Below are 24912 nucleotides of genomic sequence, written 5' to 3' on the forward strand. Positions count from 1 at the left end.
TTTTTCATTTGACATTCTCTCAAAATCGTAGAGAATCGCGGGTTCGTCTCAGCTTAGCAAAAACCAACAGGAAACCCATGCGACTTTTTTGGGAAATTGCGCTACGCAGCTTCCGCAGGCACCTCACATACCGTGCAGCAGCAATTGCCGGGCTGATTACCAACTTTGGCTTTGGCTGGCTGCGCGTTTCTGTGCTGCTGGCGCTGTACGACGGCCGTTCCGCCGTCGAAGGCATCACCCAAAATGACCTGTACGCTTATGTGGCCCTCACCCAGGCTGTCATTACCTATTTGGGAATCTTCGGCTGGTACGATTTGATGAATTCTGTATACACTGGCGAGGTCGGCACAGATTTGCTTAAGCCAATGAGCTTCTTTAACTTTTGGCTGGCTCAAGATGCAGGTCGGGCGGCGGTAGCGGTGCTGCTGCGGGGTGTACTCATCATGATTTTCTTTGGACTGGTTTTTCCCATGAGCTATCCAGCTTCGGTGGCACAGTGGGTTTGGTTGGCAACGGCCGTTCTCCTGAGCTGGCTGGTGAGCTTTACTTACCGCTTTCTCATCAACCTGGCCGCTTTTTGGACGCCCAACGCCAAAGGCATTAGCCGCTTTGCCTTCATTTTTGCCATGTTTTTCTCCGGCTTCCTGATGCCGCTCCGCCTCTACCCAGACTGGGTGCAAACCGTGGCGCAGTGGACGCCATTCCCGCACATGCTGAACACTGTTATGGAACTGTATCTTGGGCTATTGCAAGGGCCTGCGTTAATTCAGGCTTTGCTGACGCAGGCTGCCTGGGTACTCATTTTGGCGGTGTTGGGGCAGATGCTATTGCGAACGGCCGTGCGCCGCTTGGTCATTCTAGGAGGGTGAAGGTCGGTAATTCGGTAAACAATCATCAGTGACCCGTGACCATTGATCACCAAACACCGTGTGCGAAGCGGTCGCACAGCGACATTACTGATTACAAAAAAATGCGACACACCTTAGACATTTACCGCCGCCTGCTCAGTGTGCAAATTCGCTCGCAGATGCAGTACCGCGCCTCCTTCTTTTTTGATGCGCTGGCTAGTAGCCTGATCGTCCTGACGGAATTTGGCTCTGTGGCTCTGGTTTTGCAGCGATTTGAAAATATCCAAGGCTGGACATTGCCTGAAGTTGCATTTTTGTACGGCCTAGTAGAGCTTTCTTTTGGCCTGATGGATATGCTATTCAGCGGGTTTGACCCACCCCACTTCGCGCAAAAAGTGCGGCAGGGCAGCTTTGATCAGCTATTGCTGCGGCCTATCAACATCACCGCCCAGGTGCTTGGCTCCGACCTGCAACTTCGCCGCCTGGGTCGTATCACCTTCGGCATTGGCATCTTTGTTTTGGCAATGGCACTCAACGACATTGCCTGGACCTTAGCGAAGATCGCCTACCTGCCGGTGGTCATTGCCAGCCTCGTTGCCTTTTTTGGCGGCCTGTTTGTCATTGGCGGCACGATCAGCTTCTGGACAGTGGAATCTGTGGAAGTGATGAATATGCTCACCTATGGCGGCAGCTTCACCATCTCTTACCCGATGACTATCTACCCCAACTGGCTCCGCCGCTTTTTTACTTACATCGTACCCGCCATTTTTCTTAACTTTTATCCGGCGCTCTACTTTTTGGGCAGACCAGACCCGTTTAACTTTCCAGCCTTTGCCCCATTTGCTGCGCCGCTGGTGGGGTTTGGCACACTGTGGCTAGCGCTGCGCTTTTGGCATTTTGGTATTCGGCATTATCAAAGCACGGGGAATTGAATATATTGGGTATCGCGTATTCCGTAACAATTGTCCCATTAAAAATACGCAATTGGAAACTCTATGAATATTATTCAAGTCAAAAACCTGCAAAAACATTTTTCGGTGCGGAAGCATTTTTCTGGGCGATTTGGCGCCGTTCGCAGCTTTTTCTCGCGGGAATCCACGCTGGTGCGGGCGGTAGATGGCATCAGCTTTGGCGTGCAGCCAGGGGAGTTGGTGGGCTATTTGGGACCAAATGGGGCAGGCAAATCCACAACGATTAAAATGCTAACGGGGTTGTTGGTGCCGTCGGGAGGGGATGTGGTGGTGAACGGCCGTATTCCCCACAAAGAACGCCAGCAATACGTCGCCCGCATTGGGGTGGTGTTTGGCCAGCGCACCACGCTGTGGTGGGATTTGCCCGTTATTGAATCGCTGGAACTGCTGCGCCATGTTTACCAAATTCCAAAGGCTTTGTTCCAGCACAATCTGGCTGAGTTCACTGAGATGCTGGAGATGGGGCCATTTTTGCACACGCCCGTGCGCTCCCTCTCGCTGGGGCAGCGAATGCGAGCCGACATCGCCGCTGCCCTGCTGCACAACCCCGACCTGCTCTTTTTGGATGAGCCGACGATTGGGCTGGACGTGGTGGCGAAGGAGCGCATTCGCCAATTTATTCAGCATGTGAATGCAGAGCGCGGCACCACCGTGCTGCTCACCACCCACGATCTGGCAGATGTACAGCGGCTGTGCCAGCGGGTAATGATTATTGATCGGGGTAAGTTGCTGTTCGACGGCCGTCTCCAAGCCCTGCAAGATCAGTTCGGCGGCAAGCGGGAACTGGTGGTGGATTTTGCTGAGGAATATGAGACGGTGACGGTAGACAGCGCGACGGTTATGGAGTACCACGATTCCCGCGCTACTTACCAGTTCGAGCGTGGAGAAATTTCGGCGTCTGAGCTAATCGGCCGTATCTCTAACAAATACCGCGTACAAGACCTCGCTGTGCGCGAACCAGACATCGAAGCCACCATTCGCCGCATTTATGAGGAGAAGTTGTTGGCGTAGCCGCGGATTCTTTCCGCGCCAATCAAACGCAGTAAGAAACTGCGGCTACTCACTTACGCAAAAAATTGTGATTGGGCCACAATTTCATCAGCAGAAACGAAGGTAGCTTCTGCCGCGCTCATGCCTGTGCGCTGCAAAAATGCCTGCACCACATGGTAGCCAACGGCGTACCCGCCGTAGGTGGGCATCCCGCCTAGTGGCTCGTAGCCACTTTGCACGGCCAGCTCATCGCCAAAAATGTAGCTCCGAATCACGTTGAACCCCGTTTTGTGCAGGCCATTGGCAATCAGTGACTTGGCGGCGTCCAGCATCGTGTCGTCAAACTGTGTTACGTAATAGCCAACCACCTCTTCGCCAAACAGTTCCGCTGCAAAGGATTCTGCCATGCCTTCTAGCACGATGTACTCGGCCACGGTTGTGGTTTGCGGATTGAAAGGGAAGACACGGAAGCGCACCAGATGGTGCATCTCGTGCGCGACCAGCCCCGCCAAGTGGGGCAAATTGCGCTCGTCCGGTTCCCAAAATTGGCCAATGTAGCGGGGTGCAAACCAATCCGTTGCTCCTGTGTAGCCCGGTTGCGGGTCGTTGGCAAAGAAAGCCGGATCGGCTAAAACCAGCCAACCCTCAAACGTGTCAAAGTTGAAACGGTCTGCGTAAGGAGCGAAGCGGGCAGCAGCTTTGGCAGCGGCAGCTTCACCGATTTCCCAGGCGTTTGCATGCTCCATTTTTTGCAGCAGTGCTGCGATTTGCTCAGTTTGGTGGGGCAGCAGCCAGCCCCAGGTTTTGGCACCGGCAAAGGAATCGTTTGAATCCATGCCGGGGCGTTGCATCATGTTCATCATTTGTTGCCACGGCCGTATGAACAAATCCAGGTATAGCTGCTCACGTTTGGCAACGTCTGGTTCTGTTAGGAGACGGCCGTAATAATCGTTGGTCGGTATCCAATTGCTTTTCATGATTTTTCCTCAAGGTGGACGAGGACTGGCAGTCCTTCAACTTAATCAACGGACTCGATAGAACTAGGACTGCCAGTCCTCTGCAAACTAGCTATTGTTGTCACAGTAGACGGTAATTGCCGCTTGCAAAAAGTCTGGCAAATCGGGGTGCATGGCTTCAAACTTAGCGCGGAAAGCGGGGTCATTGGCATACCCTTGCCCCAAACCACGCAGGGTGGCAAAGCTCGGCTCGTAGAAGTGCCGTGTGTGCTGATGCCAGCGAGCCACAATCGCCTGAACGTCTTCACTGTCTGGTAGATTGCCTAGCTGCTTGACCATGTCCAGGTAAATCTGGTTGCCCTCTTGCATGATGGCTTTTTGTTCATCTTTGCTGAGCCGGCTCCAACGCTGGTTGGATTCACGCACTAATTTGGGATCCCAGCGGCGCTCCGCCTCTTTAGCGTACTCTTTTTGTTTGGCTTCATCGAAGCCTGCAAATAAATCTTTATTGTCCATCTCAATTTTTCCTTCCAAATGCAAAATTGTATTGTCAATCGTTTCGATGAGCTGATTCAGCCGTTCCGCCTGTTGCTGGAGCGCTGCTTTTTGCGTTTGTAGCGATTGCAGCGCGTTAAAATCGGACCTGTCTAGAATTGTCCGAATTTGCTCCAGGCTGAAATCCAACTCCTGGTAGAAGCGGATTTGTTGCAGCCGCAGCACCGTTTCCTGGTTGTAGTAGCGGTAGCCGTTGTCGGCAACGGCCGTTGGCTTCAAAAGATCAATCTGATCGTAATACCGCAAGGTGCGGCGGCTCACGTTGGCCAAATCGGCGAGCTGTTTGATTGTGTACATGTACATCTCCAAAACGAATCTGGCACTATGATAAGGTATGACGTTACGTCAATGTCAAGGGGGAAAATACAAGTGCCAGTCACGGGGCGGACAGATTTGCAATAACCAAGTCCGTTCCGCCCTGTGACTGGCACTTTGAAAGCTAATCAGCAACCTGGCAGAAGCGGAGGATGGTGAGAGCCAGGGTTTGGGTACAAATTTTGAGATCGGCCAGGGAGACGTGCTCGTCCGGCTGGTGGGCTTTTCGCACGTCGCCGGGGCCAAATATGATGGTGGGAATACCACCCACATTGACCAGCAGGCGCATGTCGGCACCGTAAGGCATTCCCTGTAGCTGTGGCTCTTTGCCCGAGATTTCCTGGAAGGAAGCGGCCGTTTCCCTCACAATCTCATGCGTCACCGGAATCTCGGTTGGGTCAAACTGTGCCCCCCACCACTCAATGACGGGCGGGTTTTCTCGCAGCCAGGGGTCAGATTGAACGGCCGTTTGTACCCACTCCTCCAACTCTTTTTTGGCTGATGCTGGCTCTTCCCCAATCTTCACGCCGTACCGCCCCTCGAAGGTGAGCGTTTCCATCACGGTAGATGCCCAAACGCCCCCTTGAATCTTGCCCGCGCAGATGGGGTACGGCACGGGATAGCTGGCAAATAGCGGGTGATCTACGTCTGCGTTGCGGACTTTCTCTAAATCCAAAATGGCTTGGTAAACCAGCAAAAACTTCTCCAGCGGATCCACGCCTTCAAAGCGCATAGCGCCATGCGCCGCCTTGCCGGGGATGGTGATGCGAAAGTTGTAGGCACCTGCCTGCGCCGGGGCAATCGTTAGCTCCGTTGGCTCCACAATGATGGCCGCATCGGCTCTGGGCGCTTGCAAAACGGCCGCTAACGTCCCCGCCCCGCCATCTTCCTCACCAATCACCGCCTGGATAGTCACCCGCCCCTTGAGCTGAATTCCAGCGTCAATAATCGCCTTGACGGCAAAAATGGCACAGCAAAGCCCGCCTTTCATGTCCAATGTGCCACGGCCGTACACTTTGCCATCCGCCGGGTTGTAGGTGGCACGCCAGGGCGGGAAATGCCAGCGGCCTAGCTCACCCGCAGCCACAACGTCGGTGTGGCCGTTGAGGATGAGGCTGGGGCCGTTCCCCTGGCCGTAGCTGCCCAACACGCCCAGCCCGGAATCGCGTTCCACCTCGGCGGTGTAATCTGGGTGCTGGGCAAGTTTGGGGAAATCAATTTCCCAAGTGTCTACCTTGAGGCCGAGGGATTGCATGAGAACGGCCGTTTCCTCCTGAACCGTCCGCTCTTCCACCGACCCATCCAGGCTAGGAATCTGCACTAGTCGGTCTAATGCTTGCAGAAGACCGTCAAAATCTAATTTATCGAGCACATTTTTTTCAATTTGGTTCATAGTGGGTGAAGGTTGTTTTGGAACACAGAGTCAATGGAGAATACAGAGTGACACAGAGATTCACGGAGAAAATCTCTGTGTCTCCTCTGTGCCTCTCTGTGTTCCTATTTTTATAGTTCCAGCTTCCGCCGCTCAATGAAGTCACGCAGGGCGTCGTCGGTGGCGGGGTCTAGCTGGGGTTGCTCGTACTGGCGCAGTAGCTGCTTGTATTTGGCGTTGGCACGCTGAATCGAATCAATGCTGCCGTTGGCTTCCCAAGATTCGGCCGAATCATAATCAAACAGACCCGCACGGTAAAAAGCGGTGCGATAGTGACGCATGGTGTGGCTGCTGCCCAGATGATGTCCGCCGGGCGGAACCTCGTTGATGATGGCTTCCATCGCCCACTCATCATCCTCCCAACTAACATTTTGCAGATAACGATGGTACATGCCTAGCAGTTCACAATCGAGGACGAACTTTTCATACCCAACCGTCAGGCCACCCTCTAGCCAGCCCGCTGCGTGTAGAATGAAATTCGGCCGTACCAACAGCGAGGGGAACATCGCCATGACGCTTTCGTACGCACCTTGAGCATCAATAATTTTGGAGCTAGCGTAGGCGCCCGCCGCACGGAAGGGCAAATTGTACATGCGGGCAAGCTGGGCACTCAGGTATTGTGCCAACTGGCTCTCCGGCGCACCAAAAACAGGCGCACCGCTTTGCAAATCCAGCACCGCCTGGAAAGAGCCATAAATGCAGGGCGTGCCGGGATTCACCATCTGGGCAAAGACAATGCCGGCCAACGCTTCGGCATTAAGCTGGGCCACGGTGCCTAAAATAGAAACCGGCCCCATCGCCCCAGACAAAATGAATGGCGTCACGTCTACAATTTGGTTGTGGCGGGCAAACTCAATGAGCAGCCCCAACATGCGGTCATCCAGGCGGCGCGGGCTGCTGACGTTAACCACGCCATGCAAAAAATGGTTTTGGCGCATCGCCTCCTCGCCATGCACAACTTGAGCCATCTTCACCGCATCGGCCGAAATAGGCCCAGTGTGGTAAATGCCCATGACAGGCTTGTCGCCAAAGGCCAGCAAAGCGTACATCGTTTCCAGATGGCGGTAGGCGATGGGAATATCTGACGGAACCACAATTTCGGCTCCCAGGCTGTGCAGATAGGGCGAATGCTGACTCAGCTTGATGAAGTTTTGCAAATCGGCCAGCGTGCCGTCGCGCCGCCCCCGATCCAAATCGCGCACAAAAGGGGGGCCTACCACCGGGGCAAAGATGACGTTATCGCCGCCAACCACCACGTTGTGCGCCGGGTTACGCCCTGACCAAACAAATTGAGAGGGCGCTTTGGCCAGCCATTCCATCACCTGGGCGCGGTCAAAGTAAGCAATCTGGTTTACAACCTTGACGTTGTGCTGCTCTAAAATGCGAACCGCCTCGTCATCGTAAAAAGCGATGCCACCTTCTTCTAAAATCTGCATGGATTTGTCGTGGAGGAGCTGGAGTTGTTCAGTGGAGGCAATTTCGTAGGGGGGCAGGGTCCATTTGGGCTGGGTGATTTTGGCGACTTTTTCGGGGTTGGGGCCGTGCGGGCGGGGGCGGTTGCGCCGACGCTTTCGGGTCATGGGGTTGTCTCCGGGAGGTGGGTAATGAGAAAAAGATTTCAAAAGTCTTTTTAGCTAATCGTTTTACACCATAGAGAAGCAAGACTTTTGAAATCTCACCATTTTTTAGGCGGGTACGGCCGTATCCAAAAAGCTATCCATATCCAGTTTCATCTGCATGAGCGAGGGAAGATGCGCGTACATCATGTGCCCTGCTTCGTAGTAGTGCATGGAGATGTTGTCCATCAGCGTGGCGTCAATATCCAGATGGTTCATGGTGTACTCTGTGGCCAGGAACGGCGTGGCCAAATCGTAGTAGCCGTTGGCGACGTACACCTTCAGGTAAGGATTGATGGTCATCGCCTTCCGCAGCGTTTCGGCGACGTTGGCAAACTCGTTCATGTGCGGCTCATAGTTCCAGGGCCATACTTTGCCGGTTAAAATTTCGTAGGGCAGGTCACTCTCAAATTTTAGCTCCTGGCGCACGTAATCGTTGAAGGTGGCGGTGTACGGTCCCTGGATGACGGCGTAGCTGGGATCGTACTCAAAATATTCACCCGCCGCGTCTCTGTCTATGCCCAAAAAGCGGCTGTCTAGCCGCCCGACGGTGCGGTGCTGGTCACGCAGTAGCTCTTTGCAGAAGCGGAAATATTGGACACGCAGGTTAGATCGCTTGACATAATCCAGTGAAATACCAAGGTAGCGAGCCAGCTTCCTCTCGATCTTGACCTTTTCTTTTTCTGGCAAAGCTGCCCCCTGCATCAACGCGAGCGTGTACTCTTTCATAGCAAATTGGCGCACCTCTTCGATGGTATCTTCCAGGCTGGCCTGGAGCTTGGCATCGAGCTTGTTATGATACCAGGCGGTGGCGGTCATGGTAGGCAGGTATAAAATGTAAGGCAAATCGTTGCCAACGGGAAAGCGAATCGTCTGGAAGTTGAGCACAACGGAGATGAGCATGATGCCGTTGAGGTACATGCCGTGCCGCTCTTGCAGGTAGCCAGACAGCCCAGCGGCGCGGGTGGTGCCATAGCTTTCGCCTGCCAGGAATTTGGGGGAGGTCCAACGGCCGTACCGCGAACAGTAAAGCCGAATAAAATCACCCACGTACTCAATGTCCTTTTTGAAACCGTGAAAATCACGCGGCTTTTCGCCTTCGACGGCGCGACTGTAGCCCGTGCTTACCGGATCAATAAAGACCAGATCGGTTTTATCTAAAATAGAGAACTCATTTTCGATCAGCTCGTAGGGCGGCTGGAGCAGGTTCCCCACGTCATCGGTGACAATGCGGCGCGGGCCAAGCACGCCCAAATGCAGCCACACGGACGAAGAGCCAGGGCCACCGTTGAATGAGAAGGTAAGCGGCCGCTTCTTTTGGTTCTTTATGCCATCGCGGGTGTAGGCAATGAAGAAAATCTCGGCCTTCGGCTTGTGCCCCTCCGCTTTACCATCTTTTTCGGTTTCCTCTTTCAGCACGATGGTGCCAGTGGTGACGGTGTAGTTAACTTTACGGCCGTTTATCGTCACCACATGATTCGTTTCAACCAAATTGTCTTTCGGTTCCGGCTTTTCTTTGCCGTTCTCTTTTTTCTCTTCGTTTTTTGACTCGTCTGCCATCTTTCACGCTCCTTAGGATTGGGTGGGTAAATTATACCATTTTGCGATTGCTTGCCAGAACAGCGATAATAGCCACACACGCCCAGAAGGAGGCATCAAATGCGAATTGCAATTTATTCTGACGTTCACGGCAACTTGACCGCGCTGCAAACCGTTTTGGCCGACATCAAAAAGCAAGCCCCCGATCTCATCGCTTTTGCGGGAGATTTGTGCCTGATGGGGGCGCGGCCTCGCGCTTGCCTGGAACTGGCCCGCAGCGAGACCGATATCTTCGTGTATGGCAACACCGACGAGGCCATTCACACGCCGCCCCAAATGCCGGATGATGTGACCGAAGCACAGCAAAAACAGTGGCAAACCTTTTTGGATGCGGCCGTTTGGACCCACGAAAAATTAGGCACAGAGAACGTGGATTGGTTGGCTCGTTTGCCGTTTAGCCAGCGCATTGGGCCAACGGCCGTTCCCAGCGACGATTTGCTCATTGTTCATGCCAATCCGCTGGACGTAAACCGGATGATTGCCCCAACAGATGAGTTCCAGCAGGAAGTTTTGGGGGAAGTGCAATGGCCGGAAAATGATTGGGATATACGGCCATTGCTGGAAAGCACCACCGCAGGCATCATCGCTTTTGGTCACCTGCACGTACCCAACGTGCGCCGCTGGGGCAAGATAACATTGGCCAACATCAGCTCCGTAAATTTGCCTAGCGATGGTGACAACCGGGCCAAATATGGCCTGCTCACCTGGCGCAAAGAGGAAGGCTGGACGGTAGAAAAGCAACTAGTCGCCTACAACACCCACCAAGAACGGGAAGTTCTCTCCTTCATCAAGCCCCCCAACTGGGAATATTTGCGGGACAGTTTGCCAAAATAGAATCGTAAGTGCGTCATTGGATGATTAAGTAATTCCGTAGAAACCGCAAGAAAAGTCAAGAAACGGCCGTTCTTCTACCGTATAATCCCCTTATGACTCGCCCAAAAACGTTTAACCCCAACCACCAAACGGCCGCACTCTTGCCCATTCTGGCTCACATTCAATCCCACCTGGATGAAGATTTATCGCTGGCACAACTGGCAGAAAAAGCGTCACTGTCGCCCTACCACTTCCACCGCCTGTTCCACGACACCATTGGCGAAACGCTAAAGCAGTACACTCAGCGGCTGCGGCTGGAGCGTGCCGCGTTTGACCTAAAAATTCGGGATGCAACGATTTTGGAAATTGCCCTCAACTGGGGCTTCAACGCACCAGAGACCTTTACCAGAGCCTTCAAGCGCTGGTTCGGGGTAACGCCGAGGCAATATCGGGTTTCATACGGCCGTATCCTCGATCAGCAGCGGCAAATGAACCCCACCTTACTCAATGAGCTGGCTACCGAAACCACCTGCTCCCGCGTTACGATCCAAAAATTGAAGCCCATCCCGGTGGCCTTTGTACGCAATTTGGGCGCCTACGAAAACGTTGCCTTCCAACAATATGATCGTCTCATCGGCTGGGCAGATGCCAACGGGCTGTACACAGGAGACAACCTGCTGCTGGGCGTTGGCCACGACGACCCCAGCATCACGCCCACCGAAAAAGTGCGGTTCGATATGTGCCTCAGCGTGCCAGAACCGTTCCAGCCAGACGGCAACATTGGCTTCCAAACCATCTCTGGCGGCTACTTTGCCACCATGAGCTACATCGGCCCACTGGATGCCACCTTTAACCAGGTGTACCACCACTTTTTTAGCCAACTGGTGCAATTCAAAAAGATCGAGATCATCGGCCTACCCGTCATCGAGATTTACCGCACCACCCGTATCAACCCAGCCTACGCCCTCAACGAGACGGATATTTACATCCCCGTAAAAAAATTAGACTCGTAGGGGCGAGGCGACCGGAAAAAAGTCTGCTTAAGCGGGCAATCGTCTCTCCGGTCGCCTCGCCCAAGTTCACCCAAAAAGGAGAGCAAAATGAACTACACACAATTAGGCGGCATCCACCCAGAAACCGCCACGATGACCAATGTATTAGCCAACCAGGGATTTGTGTCGCCGCACAACGGCCGTCCGCTCAGCGAGGCGATGGTGCTGGGTATTGCCGGGGGCTTGGGCTGCGGCTACATCCTGTGGGAGTTCAAAAAGTACGAGGCGGCCATTTTGGTGATGGGCTTCCAAAACAAATGGAACTACACCACCCAATTCATGCAAAATTTTTGTGACCGCGTGGGCGTGAAGGCGGAATTTCTGGAGACTGGTGGGGCAAAAACGGCCGCAAAACATTTAGACGATGCCCTGGCAGACGGCCGTTTCCCCATCGCCTGGGTGGATCAGGAAAAGCTTCCCTACTTTTACCTGCGCCCCATGTACAGCGGCTGCTTTGGTCACTTTGTCACCGTTTTTGGGCAGGAAGACGGCCGTTACCTACTGGATGACCGCTCCCAAAAGCCACTTACCGTAGATGGCCAAACATTGAGTGATGCACGCAAACGCATTGGCTCTTACAAAAATCGGCTGCTGCTGCTGGAAGCCAATGGCAGCGCGTTTGACCTGCCTGCCGCCATCATGGCCGGGCTGGAAGATTGCGTAGATTACCTTAGCCAAAGCTCGCAAACATTTGCCCTGCCCACCTACAAAAAGTGGGCCAGGATGATGACCCACACGAAAAATAAAAAAGGGTGGCCCGTTGTGTTTAAAGAAAAGGTGGGCTTGTACAGCACGCTACGCTCGTTACACGAAGGGATCAAGCTCTTTGGCACGGCCGACGGTGGCCTCCGTGGCGTCTACGCAGACTTTTTGGACGAGGCCAGCGCGATTTTGAACCAGCCCTCTTTAAGCGAAGCGGCAGAACAGTATCGTGGGGTAGCAACCTTGTGGCGCAATTTTGCCGATGCCGCCCTGCCCGATGAGATCGCCCCGCTCAAGGAAACGAAAGCACTGTTGGCCAAAAAATATGACACCTTCCTCAAACACGGCACCGAGGCAGACACAGAACTGCGCCAGTTGAGCCAGCAGTTGCAGGATATGGAGGTGGAGCTAAACGGCCGTTTCCCCATAACAGACAACGCCATGCACGCTCTCTTTGCCGAGATGCAGGGCCATTTGGAGCAAATTTACATTGCTGAGAAAGAGGCGTTGGCCACTCTGGCTGGCGCCATTAGCTAATAAAAGAAGTTGGAGATTGGAGACTAGAGACTGGAGATTAAGCACGCAGTCTCCAATCTCCAGTCTCCGTTTTTACCGTGTAACAACTGGCAAATAGGTGTAGAAATAATCTGAGAACATCACCATCACGCTGTCGCTGCCCATGACGATGACCTGACTTTGCACCGTGCTGCTGCTCTTTTCCCCACCGGGATCATCTGGGTCGGCGGCTTGAGCCACGTTGTTAATGGTAAGTTCTCCCGTGGCTGTGGCCGTCGTCGGGCCTTCTGTACTGCCTAAGTTGTTCGGACAAATATAAACTTGGCTAGCACCTGGCCCTAATGTCTGTGGCACATTGAGAGCCGGTGTGCAGTTAATCAGGTTGGGCGTGGTGGCTACTTCAACATTGTCTAGGCTCAAGCTGCCGTGGCTGTTGGTTACGGTGATGGTGTAGGTGGTAATTTCCGTGCTGGAAATCACGGTGGGAACGGCCGTAATCTCCACATCCAGCGCCAATGAAGGATCAACAACGGCCGTACAGCTATAACTCATACTGCTAGATGGATTGATCGCCACCGTGTCCATCAAATCGCCGGAAACGCCGTTACACGATGGATTGGTTAAGGCCGTTGCAAAAGTATCGGTGATGACAGCGTTGCTGGCCGGTGCCGTCCCCACATTTTCAACCGTAATCATATAGGTCAAGCTATCTCCAGGCGAAACGCTGCCAGTAGGATCAACCGTTTTGTTCACCGTCAGCGACGGATCGCCACCTGCACCCAACTGGATGGTGAAATTTGCGTCAGAAATATCAAAGAAGATATTGTCGGCGCAGCTAACGCGTACGCGGGCGCTGCTGGTGCTGATGTTGGGAACGAAGACAGCCTGATCTCCGTCGTTTGGGGTGTTCATCTCTAAAACGGTGGGGTACGTAAAGCCACCATCTGTAGAAAGCTGAATGTTGACGTTGGCACAGCTAATAGGAGCCTGATCCGTGCCGGCGATGTTCCAACTGACGGTTTCCATCGTGTTGCCCGTCCACGTCTCATTTGTGTTGGGATCCGTTACCAGGAAAGGGCCCGTGCCGGAAACGGCCGTTACCGTCGTCGAATCATACGCCACCCCACCGGCAGGCACCTGGTTGTCCCGCACCGTTAGCCGGAAGTTCATGGTACGGCCGTAGCTCGGCAAAATCTCCCCAATGGTCTGCGTATTATTCACAATGTCAGAAATTTGCGGGAACGTGCGCGAAGGCGAAGTCGTCGCTGGGAACGAGCGGAAAATCGGCGCATCGCCAACAGGTGCATTAGGATGCCCCGCTGGCCCCGTATCAAATTGCTCCCAATTGTAACTAAACACCGCATCGTTATCAGGATCAGTTGCGGAACCTGTGAGCGTGAAGGGGGTGTTCAGAGGGATATTGTAACTGGCACCAGCCTCAACCGTGGGTGGTGTATTGCCGGTAGCTGTCACAGTGCCGCAACTGCTGCCCGACCCCACAGTTGTGTAAGTAAACATTTCTTCAATGCTGCTTCCATGAAAGTAATCATCACTATTCAACTGAATATTTTGTGTAGGGCAAATACCAGCATAGGCCATGATCGTCGTACCGCTGCCTGGCTCAAACGCGAGGTGTGGCCAAATCGCCCCCGAACATATTGAGCTGTTAAATGTATGACCTGCCCCTAATTGATGCCCTATTTCATGGGATACATAATCAACATCAAACGGATCGCCGATGGGATCATCAGTAGACGTCATGCCCTGTGCCTTAGAGCCGCTAACACAGGTGTCTCCCGGCGCATACCCCCCATCCCCAGTGCCAAAAACATGGCCAATGTCATAATTTGCATCAAGAATTACTGAATCCAGCCTGCTTTGGTTTTGGCTAACCATTGCGACGCTGTCACCGTTTGTATAGCCATCCGGTTCGGCCGTGTGAATAATCAGATCATTATTGGCAATAAGTTCAAAAGTAATCGCCACATCTCGCTCATAAATACCTGTTACACGATTAACTGTGGTTACGACTGCCGCCAAACCTTCCGCAACCGTCGGGCTGCCTGCGCTATGGTAGGCTGTGTATTCCACAGTTGTAGCCACTGCCAAACGGTATGTCCGGCGCTGAGAACCTGAAACTATCGTTCCCATGATTGAGCTAAATTCTTCCACTTCTGAAAGATCGGTATACGGTGGCTCAATAATCCCGGATTTTGTTGTCGCAAAATCATCTTTGAAATAGCTGATATAAGCTCCAGTTTCTTCTTTGCTATAAGGATCAATAAAAATTGTACCGTTTGCCGATAAAATCATGGCGTGAAACCCTTTGGGCGTGGTGTCCAGCCGGGCATAGGCGGTGGGATCATCCAGACCAACGCCTGCGTATGTTTTAATTTCTGGGAATTTGGCGGCGAGGTCGGGGTGCATGACGGCCGTTTGGTAAATTTGGAAACGGCCGTAACTCCCATCCGGCAACGGCAGAGCCAGAACAACCTCATCCGCCACCGCAGCGCTTTCTGGCGCATTGGCCAATACGCCATCCAGGGCATCCCAATTGAGCGAAACGGTGCGGTACGCCGTTGGCACAATCACCCGCTCATCCGCCACGCGCAGCAAAGTCTCATCCACGTCCTGCCAGATGCCGTCTGCCGATTGGGTGCCAGTCGGTGCGGCCGTTGCGTTGTGCTGCCTGCCAGCCATCGTTAGCAAAATCAGCAGCAAGATTAACCCAACGAATCCTAAAAACAGTAATAAATTAAAGTTCCTCTGATTTGTGAAATTCATAAAATAGCTCCTTAGCTCAGTTTTGGCCTACGCTGCTGCCAAGTTACGATAATGACACCCGCAAGAACGGCCGTTCCCCCAATAAATCCTTGCCACGTTGGGCCTTCGCCAAACAGCAGCAGCGACCATAGAATGGCAATGACCGGACTAAGCGTTAGCAAAATGGCGTGATGGCTCATCTGCAAACGGCGCAATGCCAAATAGTACAAAACGCGGCTGCACACCACATCCACTGTGGCCACCAGCAGCAGCACCAGCCAGGCCGTGTTGCTGGGCGTTTGCCAACTTTCCTCCCCCTGAAGCAGTACAAAAATGAGCAAAAAGAACGTAGTGCCCCCTACTCGAAACAGAAAAAAGTTGGCAAAATCAAGTTCTTGCCCGTACCGTTTCACCACAGCCGCATGGAGCGCATACAAAAAAGATGAGGCCAGCACAATCAGCGACCCCAACCGCAGCACGTCCCCTGGCTGGAAGCTAACGACAAAAATACCCAGCAGCGCGATACCTGCCCCAAGCAGCTCTAGCCGCTGCAGCTTTTCACGCAGCCAAAACAGGCCAAATCCTAAAGCAAACAGGGTGGTCGTTTGGGCCAGCATCGAGGCCGTACCGGCATCCACATAACGCACCGAGGCAAAACTGAGCGAGGTTGCACCAGCCACCAGCAACCCAACGGCCGCAAAAAACCAGATGTTGTGGCGCAGAACCTTTAGCTGAATTTGGCGCTTCCAGGTGAGGAAAACGGCCGTTTCCAACGTGGCAAATCCCAAAACAAAAAGCGCCGCCTGCACGGGTGGCAAATAAATCCGCAGTAGCCGGGCAAAGACAAAATGCAGGCTATCCAGCAAAAGCAAAATGGTGAGCACCAGGGGAACGTTGTTTAGCAGGGGGAATGCGCCTGGGGGGGAGTTTTGTTGTACCATTGCGGGAAACAGTGTAGCGGTTGGCGGAACGGCCGTCAACAAGAGAAAGTAATAGCGGCTGGTGGCTAGTGGCTAGTCATCAGTACCAACGACTAGCTACTAAAACTATCCACACTGGAGGCAAATGAATATGACCCATTGGCAACCAGATATGCTGCGGGGGCAAACGGCCGTTATCACTGGCGTGAGCCGCAAAATTGGCATTGGTGCGGCCATTGCCCGCGCTCTGGCCGAAGTGGGCTGCAACATTTTCACCACCTACTTTCGGCCGTACGACGCCACCATGCCCTGGGGCAGCCAGGCGGACGAAGCCACCGAAATCATTGCGGACTTGCAGCAAATGGGGGTAGAAGCTGCCGGGCTGGAGCTGGATTTGAGCCAGCCCACTGCCCCGGCCGAACTGTTTGCTATGGTGCAGGAGCGGTTTGGTCAGGCCAACATTCTGGTTAACAACGCCACCCACTCGGTGAACGGCAACATTGAAGAGCTAACGGCCGTCTCCCTGCAAAACCATCTTGCCGTCAACGTGCAGGGGATGGCCTTGCTGTGCCAGGCGTTTGTGCAGCAATTTGATGAGGGAGCTTGGGTGGAAAACGGCCGTATCATCAACCTCAGCTCTGGGCAAAGCCACGGCCCCATGCCCGATGAACTAGCCTACGCTGCCAGCAAAGGCGCGGTTGAAGCGTTTAGCCTCAGCCTGAGCGCAGCCCTAGTCAACCGAGGCATCACCGTCAACGCCATAGACCCCGGCATCACCGACACTGGCTGGATTCCCGACGATTTACACCAGCAATTTGTGGCCCAGGCCCCAATGGGGCGCATTGGCACGCCAGAAGATGCCGCTCGTCTGGTGCGGTTCCTAGCCTCGCCTGAAGCAGGCTGGATTACCGGCCAGCTTATTCGCTCGCGGGGGGGTCTATGAGGCAGTACACATCAATCCGCACGTTAAACGGATCGTCTACGCAACAAAAGCGCATTGGGACGTACATTTCTGTGTCTTCTGGCGTATGGCACGGCTTGCAGCCAGCAGCAATGAGCGCATCGTACAGGCGGTCTACCTCGCCCGGCTCCGCCACCTGAACGGCAAACTCCGTATTGGCCGGCCCCTGCCTCGGCACAGTGCCACCCCTGCTTTCAAATAGCGTCAGCCAGGTTGCCCCCAGCTTCCAGCCGTAATGTGGCCCCTCTTTGTAGATTTGATCTGCTGGGCCGAAAATGCCTGTGTAAAAAGCGGCCGCTTCCTCCAAATCCAAAAAGTAGAGCGAGACAAAGTTCAAATCTACAATTTTGTACGGTTTATCTGCCATATCTGCTATTTCTCCTTATACGCACCACGCAATACGCTTTTTTTATCAGCCAATAATCCGGTCATTGGTGCCTGCAAGTTGGCGCAGAAGCTCTAGCTGGCCCGTGTGGTACGTTTCGTGCCAATGCAGGCCAGCAATCCGATCAGCTACCGTTTGTTGATGCTCTTCATTAAATATCTCGGCTAACTTTTCAGCAGAGACTGTTTTTAGGCCAGCTTCAATGCGAGCCTGAGATTCCCGGATGGCGTCTAGGAGCTTATTGCTGTGTACGGCCGTTCCTACCTCAATCACTGGTTCCGAACCTGTCTTGTACAAAGCCACCTCATCTTCACTAAAAATGGCTTCCTGCCCCAGCAACGTCAGCACCTGATCGCGGTTGGTGGCAATATGACCTAGCACCCAATTGAAACAGTTGCCCCGAAACGGTAGCTGCAAAAGCATCTGTTCGTGGCTTAAGCCCTCGGCTTGCTTGTTGATAATCCAGGTCGTCGTTTGAAATGATTGAATCAATTTCTGTACAGCTGACATCTTTGTCTCCTTTTGTAAAAGCGGGATAGGTCTTGAAAATTAGCAAACAGCTTCTACATAAACGACGCGCAACCCGCCTCAGAATCGACAATTTTGATTCTCATGCTCGCATGAATTGCTCCATTCAACTGCACAATCTACAATCTTCCCTATACGCTCCACAATAGTAGACCATACGTTCTGATTCCGCAACCATTTTCCTGCCCTTTAGGTGCGATTATTTTTTGTGTAAGCAGGCAGACTACAAAAGTCTCTGGCTGAATTTTTTGCCTAAAATCACTGTTTCATAAGACTTTTGTAGTCTTTTACACAACTTTTCATCGCACCCCTGCCCTTTTGGACAGGTTATTTACGGCCCCTTTGACCAATGCTAAAATCGAATACTTTTACAACAATTACAATTTGTGTGAGAGTCAAAAGTAATCTGAGGTAAACATGACATCCAAACTTACTGACGACCAATTTATCCAGCTAATGACGCAGCTTGCCAATAGTTGGACAACGCAAAACAGCCAAGCAGCACTCGATTGTTTCACGCAAGATGCCATTTACATGGAGCCACCTAATAGTCAACTTTACATGGGGCATGAACAGTTACGGCCGTATTTTGCTGCCCTCACCCCAGGAACCTACATGACCTTTCACAATCTATGTTTTAATGAGGCGACACAGGTGGGCATGGGCGAGTTCAGCTTCGGGCTGCTCGGCAAGGAACTGGCTGATGTAGGGATTGCAGTTGTACAAATTGAAAACGGCAAAATAGCCCATTGGCGAGAGTACCACCGCAAAGGGCCAGCCAATTTTGCTGAATTTATTGCCCATGAAGGGAAAGAATTTGAGTGGCACATTGGCAACTATCCATAGGGCGGAAAAAACCATGTCAAACATACCCTTTCGCGTACAACAAATTGATCACGTAGAGCTGTTCGTACCAGACCAGTACGAAGCAGCCCAATGGTATGCTGACGTTCTCGGCCTGCACATCATCCCAGAGTTTGAATTTTGGGCAAAAGATGGCCCGCTTATGCTGACCACAGCCAACAGCAACACCAAATTGGCGCTGTTTCAGGGCGAACCAAAAGGTAATCGGCCTACGGCTGGGCATCACCGCGTCGCCTTTGGCGTGGATGGTGCTGGCTTTATGCAGTTTCTAGCTCGGCTAGAAGAAATTGTCGTGTACAATCAGCAAAATGAACGGCTCACCCGCGAGCGTGTGGTTGATCACGGCCTCGCCTGGTCCATCTACTTTTGCGATCCATACGGCCACCTTTATGAAATAACCACTTATGATTACGACTTAGTAAAACACACTTTTAGCCCTCGGAGAAATTCATGAACCAAGAACCGCTTACCCAAGAACAAATTCGCAATTTTGTCCTGCCCGCACACGGCAATCTGGAAGTTGTGCAGCAAATGTTGGCCGCCGAGCCGCGTCTGCTCAACGAAAAATATGTAGAATTCGACGAAACTGCGCTGGAAGCTGCCTCCCATGTGGGTAACCGCGCCATTGCTCAATTTTTGCTTGATCAGGGCGCACCCATGAACATTTACACTGCCGCCATGTTTGGCCTAAAAGAAGAAGTTGAAGCCTTTCTGGATGCCTCTCCTGAGTTGGCGAATGGCAACGGCGTACACGGCATTTCGCTGCTGTTTCACGCCGCCCTCAGCGGCAATGTGGAGCTGGTGGAGATGCTGGCAGCGTGCGGCAACACGCAAAGTCCTGACCAACCTTTGCTCGCGGCGGCGATGTACGGCCGTCACGCAATGGCAAAATGGCTTCTGGAACGCGGCGCAGACAAAACGGCCACTAACTTCCGTGACCAAACCGCCCTGGACATTGCTGAACTACGGGAAGATGAGGTGCTGATTGCGCTTCTTTCTGCGTAGCTTTAGGGGTAGCAACGGCCGTTGCAACCTGAGCATCCGGTGCAAGGACATTAAGCGTCTAATACTTTCAAATAATCAGCAAGAACTTCGTATGGGCAGCCGGTGCGGTTGCCCATCCTCTTTCCCACCCCGTGCCACCCACCGCCCCATTCGGTACAATTGGCTTTTGAAAATAACAGCGTGGCAACGCATACTTGCGCCTTAATGCACATATCATGGGAGGTAATAATGAAAACAATTACGTTCACCGACTTTCGGAAAAAAGCTTCTGGGTTTATTACCCTGGTTGAACATGGTGAGAGATTTGTCATTGTACGGCATGGAAAACCAGTTGCCGAAATGATTCCGTTCTCAGATAAGCCCGCAAAGACACCTGCCTGGAAACAAAAAGGGGTTCAACTTCAGCTCCAAGGAACTGATTTGTCTTACGCCATTCTTGAAGACCGAGCCGATAGCACATGAAATTGACCATAGACTCTTCAGCGGTCGCAAAAAGGTATATCCAAGAAGTTGGAAGCGGCCGTTTATTTCAAATTCTGCAAGATGCTACCGAACTGGCAATTTGTGTGATTGTCGTTCCTGAGATTATTTCTGGAAGGAGTCATCATGAAATTAGGTCATCTGGAAATCTTTGCCCAAAATCCCCTTGAATTACAGGCATTCTACCGGGATATATTGGGGTTTGATCTGGTTACCATTCAAAATGAACAATTTTTTTGGCTCAAGAATGGCCAATTAGAAATCCTGATTCGGCCTGGGCACAAACAGACAGCGGCCAATCGGTATGAAGATACGAATGTTGGCTTTGTTATTTATACAGATAATGTTGAACAACGTTTGGCGCATTTGCAAGAAAAAGGTGTGAAAATGAAAGGCATAGTGGATTCAGAGAAATGCTACACGTTTACAGACCCTGCTGGAAATTGGTTTCAGCTTGTAAACCCCAACGATCATTGAGCCGTTTATTTCAAATTTTTAACGTCTACCAAAACCAATTTGATGCTGCAATGAAGGCTGAGATTCGTTCGGAACTAATCGGCCAACAAATACATTAAGACGGCTACGCTGTAGCCAACGCCCCGCCGTGCCACCCACCGCCCCATCCTGTACAATTGGCTCTTGAAAATAGCGGCGTGGCGAGACGCCATGCCGCAGCCAAATAAAGTTTTTCGCTTTCTAAAGACCATGTCGAAGCGCAGGAAAACTAATCATGAATCGAAAAACCCTCGTCGCTCTCGTTACAAGAGGTTTTGATCTCCAAGTAGCAACCCAGCTCTCAAAGGATGGCTATACCCTAACTCGACTGAAAGCCATGGACGAATCAGCTCTTAAGTCGATCGGACTCCCTAGTGAATATATTGACATTATTCTTCGTGAACGAAGACCACCTATACCCTTGGCGATTTTAGGCAAGATACTATACGAAAGCAGAATGACTTGCTGTGTTTGCCGTGACCGGACTCAAGGGATAATTGTCCATCACATCAGAGAATTCAGTGATTCACGCAGTCACGATGAAGAGAACTTAGTTGTTCTGTGTTTAAATCATCATGGCGAGGCTCACACTACGCGGGAACTTCAACTCAATCTGACCGCAGAGCGTTTGATCGATCTCAAACAACGATGGCTGGCAGATGTCAGGAAACACGACATACAGGAGGCATTGAAATTCAAATCAGTTTGGTCCCAAGATATGCAAAGGGAGATTGCCAATGCAATTCAATACCTAACGTCTTTCAAAAGTGAACAGAGCACGCTCAAATTTAACCTCAAATCCGTAGAACAGGAATCTGGACGAATATTGCGTTCACTCGTCGAAGAGAATACTGAAGTAACTGTCTGGGAATTGATTCAGTTTCCTGACAATGGGTATGCAAGTCAAACACTGATCTATAGAGATCAACTCGTCATCAGCAATTTTGGGTCAAGTAGCTTATCATTCTACAATCTCGAAGAAAAGCATTTCTCCAAGATGACATTAGATAGTTACGAGCCTGAAGCTCTTGGCCTAGTACCAGAACGGAGGGGACCAGACAACCCGCCCACCATCAGATATTTTCCGCCTGGCGACATCATGATGGTCGGCGATAAGCTATTTGTAGGACAGACTTTTTCAGAATTTGTTGTAGTGATCGATTTAGCCACCAAGCAGATTGTCAAGCGAATAGGTGTGGGAGGCGAAGGTAAGCTAGCATATTGTAAAAAATCTGGCTTAGTTTTTTTTGCGAGTAACAATCTAGATCATCTTGCCATAATTAATCCAAAGGATTATCGATTCAGGATTGTATCCTACCCAGAGGCAAGGCTCCGTGTAGGTGCGATATCGTGCCATCCAGAAACAGGCATGATTTACATTGGCTTACACAGGACAAGCAAGACAGATAAAGTACAACGACTAGGAGAACGGCTTGATGTTCCAAATAGTTTTGTAGCTGTCTACGATCCGATTAGAGAACAATTTATTTCAAAAATCGATCTTGTATTAGAAGGCGATGACAAATGGGAGCGTGGATGGCCATGTGCCATGGCTTTAGCTAAGAAAGGTCATTTACTTTATGTGGGGATGCTCGGTTTGTCAAAGAACATTCTCGTCATAGACTTGCACATGAACAAAGTTGTGAAGTTTATCCACACGCAACCAAAAATTAAGAACAAGCGACGTGGCGTAGATACTTTGTCTTTAGCACTTCATGACAATTATTTATTTGCTGTAAATCGAGCAAATTTTGAATTAGCCATTTACGATCGGAATGATTTAATTCACCAGCTGAGTTTGCCGTTGGGTGGAGTGAACAATGGTCCAAGTCACATTTCGGTTTCAGGGAACCACGCATATATAAGTCACTCTGAATACGATGGAGTGATAGATATTGATCTCTCTGCAGTGATAGACATGATTCCAAAATGATAAAGAAAAAAAGAAAAGCCCATTAGACTAGATTGCCAACAGGCTTTTTGTTTACACATGCTCGCAGGAAACCACTACGCTTGGTCTGCTTGGGCGGCGGCGAGGGTGAGGAGCTGCTGGATGCGCGGCAGGATGTCGGCGGGGTTGGGGTGCAGCCCTTCTTGGATGAGCGCGCTATCGTAGAGCTGCTCGATGCCCAGGTTAATGAGCGCGTTGTCGGGATCGTTTTCCACAAGATTGGCTAGATTGGCAACCAGCGGGTGGCTGCGGTTGACTTCCAGAATGCGCTTGGGAATTTCGTAATCCTGGTTGAGCAGCCGCTGGATGCGATCCATCTCCTTGTTTTGGGCGTCAACGGGGGCAACTAGGCGCACGGGGCTATCCTTAAGCACCTTCGAGGCACGCACTTCGATGACTTTGTCGCCTAGCGTGGTAACGCAGCGACCTACAAATTGGTTGAATGCTTTCTCTGGCAGCGTCTCTTCGCTTTCTTCCTCTTTGGCTTCATCTTCCGTTTCTGGCAGTTCAATATCGGCGTCGTCAATGTTTTTAAACGGCGTTTCTTTGTAATCCATCAGGCCGGGGGCGATGAGTACGTCCAGCGGGTCTACCCAGTAGAGCACCTCTAAATCCCGCGCCTTGAATGGGTCCAGGTGGGGGCTGTTGGCGACGGAGGTGACGGAATCGCCGGTGACGTAGTAGATTTCGGTTTGGCCGTCTGGCTTGCGCTCCAGGTAGTCGTCCAGCGAAGTGAGTTCGCCATCGGATTTGGAGGTGTGATAGCGGAAGAAAGGCAGCACGTCGTCTTTGGCGGTGGGGTCTATGGCGATGCCTTCTTTGAAGTAACGGCCGTATTCGCCCCAAAACAGCGCATATTTCTCTGGATCATCTTTGGCCAGCTTTTTGAGCTCACGCAGGATGCGCCCCTTGATCATCTTACCCAGTTGACGCATGAGGCGGTTGTTCTGCACTGTCTCGCGGCTCACGTTTAGGGGCAAATCTTCCGAATCCACCACGCCATCCACAAATTCCAGCCATTTGGGCAGCAAATCGGTGCAATATTCCTGGATGAGGACGTTGTGCGAGTAGAGCATCACGCCAGGGTCTTTGCGCGAGGCCAAAATGCCCGGCTCTCGCTTGGCGGGGATGAAGAGCAACGCCCGCACATTCACTGGCGCATCAGAGCTAAAGTGAACAGTGAGCAGCGGCTCTTCAAAATCCATCGTCATTTGGCGGTAAAAGTTACTGTAATCTTCGGCTTCGATTTCGGACGGCCGTTTCCGCCAAAGCGGCGTCTGCTGGTTCACCTGCTCCTCGCCAATGTAGATGGGGTAGCGTACAAAGTCAGAATGCTTTTTGATGATTTGTTTCAGCTTCCACTCGCTGGCCATCTCTGCGGCATCTTTCTTGAGGGTGATGTGCATTTCCGTGCCGCGATCTGCTTTGTCGGCGGGTTCGATGTGGAACTCGTCAGAGCCGTCAGAGACCCAGGCGGCAGCTTTGGCCCGCTTTTTGTGGCTGCGGGAAACCACGCGCACCTCATCGGCGACCATGAACACGGAGTAGAAACCGACGCCAAACTGCCCAATCACGTCGCTGGGGTCTAGCTCATCGTTTTCATCCAGCCTGGCCAAAAATTCGCGCGCGCCAGATTGGGCAATCGTACCCAGATTGGTGATCAATTCATCTTTGGTCATGCCGATACCGCTGTCTTTGATGATGATCTTCTTTGGCTCATCATCACCCACCTCGGGGATTTCGATGCGGATGGCAAGCTCGGCGTCGGGGTCTAGCACGTCCCTGTTGGTGAGCATTTCAAAGTGAAGCCGCGTCATGGCGTCGGAGGCGTTCGAGATGAGTTCGCGCAGGAAGATGTCTTGCTCTTTGTAGAGGGAGTGGACAAGGATTTGCAGTAGCTGCTTCACCTCGGCCTTAAAGCGATAATCAGCAGTTGGGGTCTTCTCAGCAGTTGTCATTTGGCATTCTCCTCTAAAAAAGTGATTTTGCCACAGAGGTCACAAAGAAAAAAGAGGAAACCTCTGTTAGCAGTCCATATAGTTTTGTGAATTATTCAGTGGTTGGGTTCCGTTAGGCTAATTTGCCAAGAACGGCCGTAATAATACCCCGCTTCTGTTAGACGTGCATAAGAGAATTGACGGCCGTTGCAAATATTGAACCACAGAGCCCACGGAGAACATTGAGGAAGGGAAAAA

23 protein-coding genes are annotated in these 24912 nt (G+C 51.9%); 13 read left to right on the top strand and 10 right to left on the bottom strand.

All coding sequences use genetic code 11. The annotated features are described in order from the left end of the window. Positions 1 to 77: 77 nt before the first annotated feature. From ACOQPM_RS19045 to ACOQPM_RS19055, 3 genes are all read left to right on the top strand, one after another. The gene (locus ACOQPM_RS19045; RefSeq protein ID WP_420631844.1) at positions 78 to 869 is read left to right on the top strand and encodes an ABC transporter permease; all 792 of its coding nucleotides are present in this window, start codon (positions 78 to 80) and stop codon (positions 867 to 869) included. Positions 870 to 970: 101 nt separating this feature from the next. Then, positions 971 to 1780 carry an ABC transporter permease gene (locus ACOQPM_RS19050; RefSeq protein WP_420631845.1) on the top strand — a complete coding sequence of 270 codons (810 nt, stop codon included), beginning with the start codon at positions 971 to 973 and terminating at the stop codon, positions 1778 to 1780. A 63-nt stretch (positions 1781 to 1843) separates the two neighbouring features. Beyond that, on the top strand, positions 1844 to 2830 hold the full coding sequence (locus tag ACOQPM_RS19055) for an ABC transporter ATP-binding protein (RefSeq protein ID WP_420631846.1): 987 nt from the start codon (positions 1844 to 1846) through the stop codon (positions 2828 to 2830). A gap of 53 nt (positions 2831 to 2883) precedes the next feature. On the opposite strand, the gene ACOQPM_RS19060 is transcribed toward ACOQPM_RS19055, so the two are convergent. The 5 genes from ACOQPM_RS19060 to ACOQPM_RS19080 all read right to left on the bottom strand — a co-directional run bounded on the left by ACOQPM_RS19060 (position 2884) and on the right by ACOQPM_RS19080 (position 9243). Beyond that, complete coding sequence (locus tag ACOQPM_RS19060) at positions 2884 to 3786, bottom strand: DUF2268 domain-containing protein (RefSeq protein ID WP_420631847.1); 903 nt, start codon at positions 3784 to 3786, stop codon at positions 2884 to 2886. 87 nt (positions 3787 to 3873) lie between these two features. Next, a complete protein-coding gene (locus tag ACOQPM_RS19065; RefSeq protein ID WP_420631848.1) occupies positions 3874 to 4617 on the bottom strand; it encodes a MerR family transcriptional regulator in 744 nt (247 codons plus the stop codon). Positions 4618 to 4759: 142 nt separating this feature from the next. Continuing rightward, the gene (locus ACOQPM_RS19070; RefSeq protein WP_420631849.1) at positions 4760 to 6007 is read right to left on the bottom strand and encodes an ArgE/DapE family deacylase; all 1248 of its coding nucleotides are present in this window, start codon (positions 6005 to 6007) and stop codon (positions 4760 to 4762) included. Positions 6008 to 6138: 131 nt separating this feature from the next. Next, positions 6139 to 7647, bottom strand: a complete 1509-nt coding sequence (locus ACOQPM_RS19075) for a trimethylamine methyltransferase family protein (RefSeq protein ID WP_420631850.1) — start codon at positions 7645 to 7647, stop codon at positions 6139 to 6141. 105 nt (positions 7648 to 7752) lie between these two features. Further along, complete coding sequence (locus tag ACOQPM_RS19080; RefSeq protein ID WP_420631851.1) at positions 7753 to 9243, bottom strand: S10 family peptidase; 1491 nt, start codon at positions 9241 to 9243, stop codon at positions 7753 to 7755. Positions 9244 to 9342: 99 nt separating this feature from the next. Between ACOQPM_RS19080 and ACOQPM_RS19085 the strand changes: the two genes are divergently transcribed. The 3 genes from ACOQPM_RS19085 to ACOQPM_RS19095 all read left to right on the top strand — a co-directional run bounded on the left by ACOQPM_RS19085 (position 9343) and on the right by ACOQPM_RS19095 (position 12386). After that, a complete protein-coding gene (locus ACOQPM_RS19085; RefSeq protein ID WP_420631852.1) occupies positions 9343 to 10116 on the top strand; it encodes a metallophosphoesterase family protein in 774 nt (257 codons plus the stop codon). Between the two features lie 92 nt (positions 10117 to 10208). Further along, positions 10209 to 11108: an AraC family transcriptional regulator gene (locus tag ACOQPM_RS19090; protein WP_420631853.1), complete on the top strand. Its 900-nt coding sequence runs from the start codon at positions 10209 to 10211 to the stop codon at positions 11106 to 11108. 87 nt (positions 11109 to 11195) lie between these two features. Next, positions 11196 to 12386, top strand: coding sequence for a BtrH N-terminal domain-containing protein (locus ACOQPM_RS19095; RefSeq protein WP_420631854.1), 1191 nt, complete (start codon positions 11196 to 11198; stop codon positions 12384 to 12386). A gap of 72 nt (positions 12387 to 12458) precedes the next feature. On the opposite strand, the gene ACOQPM_RS19100 is transcribed toward ACOQPM_RS19095, so the two are convergent. Both ACOQPM_RS19100 and ACOQPM_RS19105 read right to left on the bottom strand, forming a co-directional pair. After that, positions 12459 to 15149, bottom strand: a complete 2691-nt coding sequence (locus ACOQPM_RS19100) for a reprolysin-like metallopeptidase (protein ID WP_420631855.1) — start codon at positions 15147 to 15149, stop codon at positions 12459 to 12461. 11 nt (positions 15150 to 15160) lie between these two features. Further along, positions 15161 to 16069, bottom strand: coding sequence for a DMT family transporter (locus ACOQPM_RS19105; RefSeq protein WP_420631856.1), 909 nt, complete (start codon positions 16067 to 16069; stop codon positions 15161 to 15163). A 130-nt stretch (positions 16070 to 16199) separates the two neighbouring features. Here ACOQPM_RS19105 and ACOQPM_RS19110 point away from each other — a divergent pair, with 130 nt between their 5' ends. Next, positions 16200 to 16991: an SDR family oxidoreductase gene (locus ACOQPM_RS19110; protein WP_420631857.1), complete on the top strand. Its 792-nt coding sequence runs from the start codon at positions 16200 to 16202 to the stop codon at positions 16989 to 16991. Here ACOQPM_RS19110 and ACOQPM_RS19115 read toward each other — a convergent pair. Both ACOQPM_RS19115 and ACOQPM_RS19120 read right to left on the bottom strand, forming a co-directional pair. Next, on the bottom strand, positions 16966 to 17376 hold the full coding sequence (locus tag ACOQPM_RS19115; RefSeq protein WP_420631858.1) for a VOC family protein: 411 nt from the start codon (positions 17374 to 17376) through the stop codon (positions 16966 to 16968). The two genes, ACOQPM_RS19110 and ACOQPM_RS19115, sit on opposite strands and share 26 nt — an antisense overlap. A gap of 45 nt (positions 17377 to 17421) precedes the next feature. Continuing rightward, positions 17422 to 17904, bottom strand: a complete 483-nt coding sequence (locus ACOQPM_RS19120) for a DinB family protein (protein ID WP_420631859.1) — start codon at positions 17902 to 17904, stop codon at positions 17422 to 17424. A 435-nt stretch (positions 17905 to 18339) separates the two neighbouring features. On the opposite strand from ACOQPM_RS19120, the gene ACOQPM_RS19125 reads away from it, so the two are divergent. The 6 genes from ACOQPM_RS19125 (at position 18340) to ACOQPM_RS19150 (ending at position 22699) form a co-directional block, all read left to right on the top strand. Next, on the top strand, positions 18340 to 18768 hold the full coding sequence (locus ACOQPM_RS19125) for a nuclear transport factor 2 family protein (protein ID WP_420631860.1): 429 nt from the start codon (positions 18340 to 18342) through the stop codon (positions 18766 to 18768). Positions 18769 to 18781: 13 nt separating this feature from the next. Continuing rightward, positions 18782 to 19240: a VOC family protein gene (locus ACOQPM_RS19130; RefSeq protein ID WP_420631861.1), complete on the top strand. Its 459-nt coding sequence runs from the start codon at positions 18782 to 18784 to the stop codon at positions 19238 to 19240. After that, complete coding sequence (locus ACOQPM_RS19135; protein ID WP_420631862.1) at positions 19237 to 19791, top strand: ankyrin repeat domain-containing protein; 555 nt, start codon at positions 19237 to 19239, stop codon at positions 19789 to 19791. The genes ACOQPM_RS19130 and ACOQPM_RS19135 overlap by 4 nt, the downstream gene beginning before the upstream one ends. A gap of 228 nt (positions 19792 to 20019) precedes the next feature. Further along, on the top strand, positions 20020 to 20253 hold the full coding sequence (locus ACOQPM_RS19140) for a type II toxin-antitoxin system Phd/YefM family antitoxin (RefSeq protein ID WP_420631863.1): 234 nt from the start codon (positions 20020 to 20022) through the stop codon (positions 20251 to 20253). Between the two features lie 144 nt (positions 20254 to 20397). Further along, positions 20398 to 20748, top strand: a complete 351-nt coding sequence (locus ACOQPM_RS19145; RefSeq protein ID WP_420631864.1) for a VOC family protein — start codon at positions 20398 to 20400, stop codon at positions 20746 to 20748. Between the two features lie 253 nt (positions 20749 to 21001). Further along, entirely contained in the window at positions 21002 to 22699 is a 1698-nt protein-coding gene (locus ACOQPM_RS19150; protein WP_420631865.1) for a hypothetical protein, read from the top strand. Positions 22700 to 22773: 74 nt separating this feature from the next. Here the strand turns inward: ACOQPM_RS19150 and htpG are convergent, their stop codons facing one another. Next, on the bottom strand, positions 22774 to 24675 hold the full coding sequence (gene htpG / locus ACOQPM_RS19155) for a molecular chaperone HtpG (RefSeq protein WP_420631866.1): 1902 nt from the start codon (positions 24673 to 24675) through the stop codon (positions 22774 to 22776). Positions 24676 to 24912 lie beyond the last annotated feature (237 nt).

This window comes from Candidatus Leptofilum sp. (genome assembly GCF_965223525.1).
GTDB lineage: Bacteria > Chloroflexota > Anaerolineae > Promineifilales > Promineifilaceae > Leptofilum.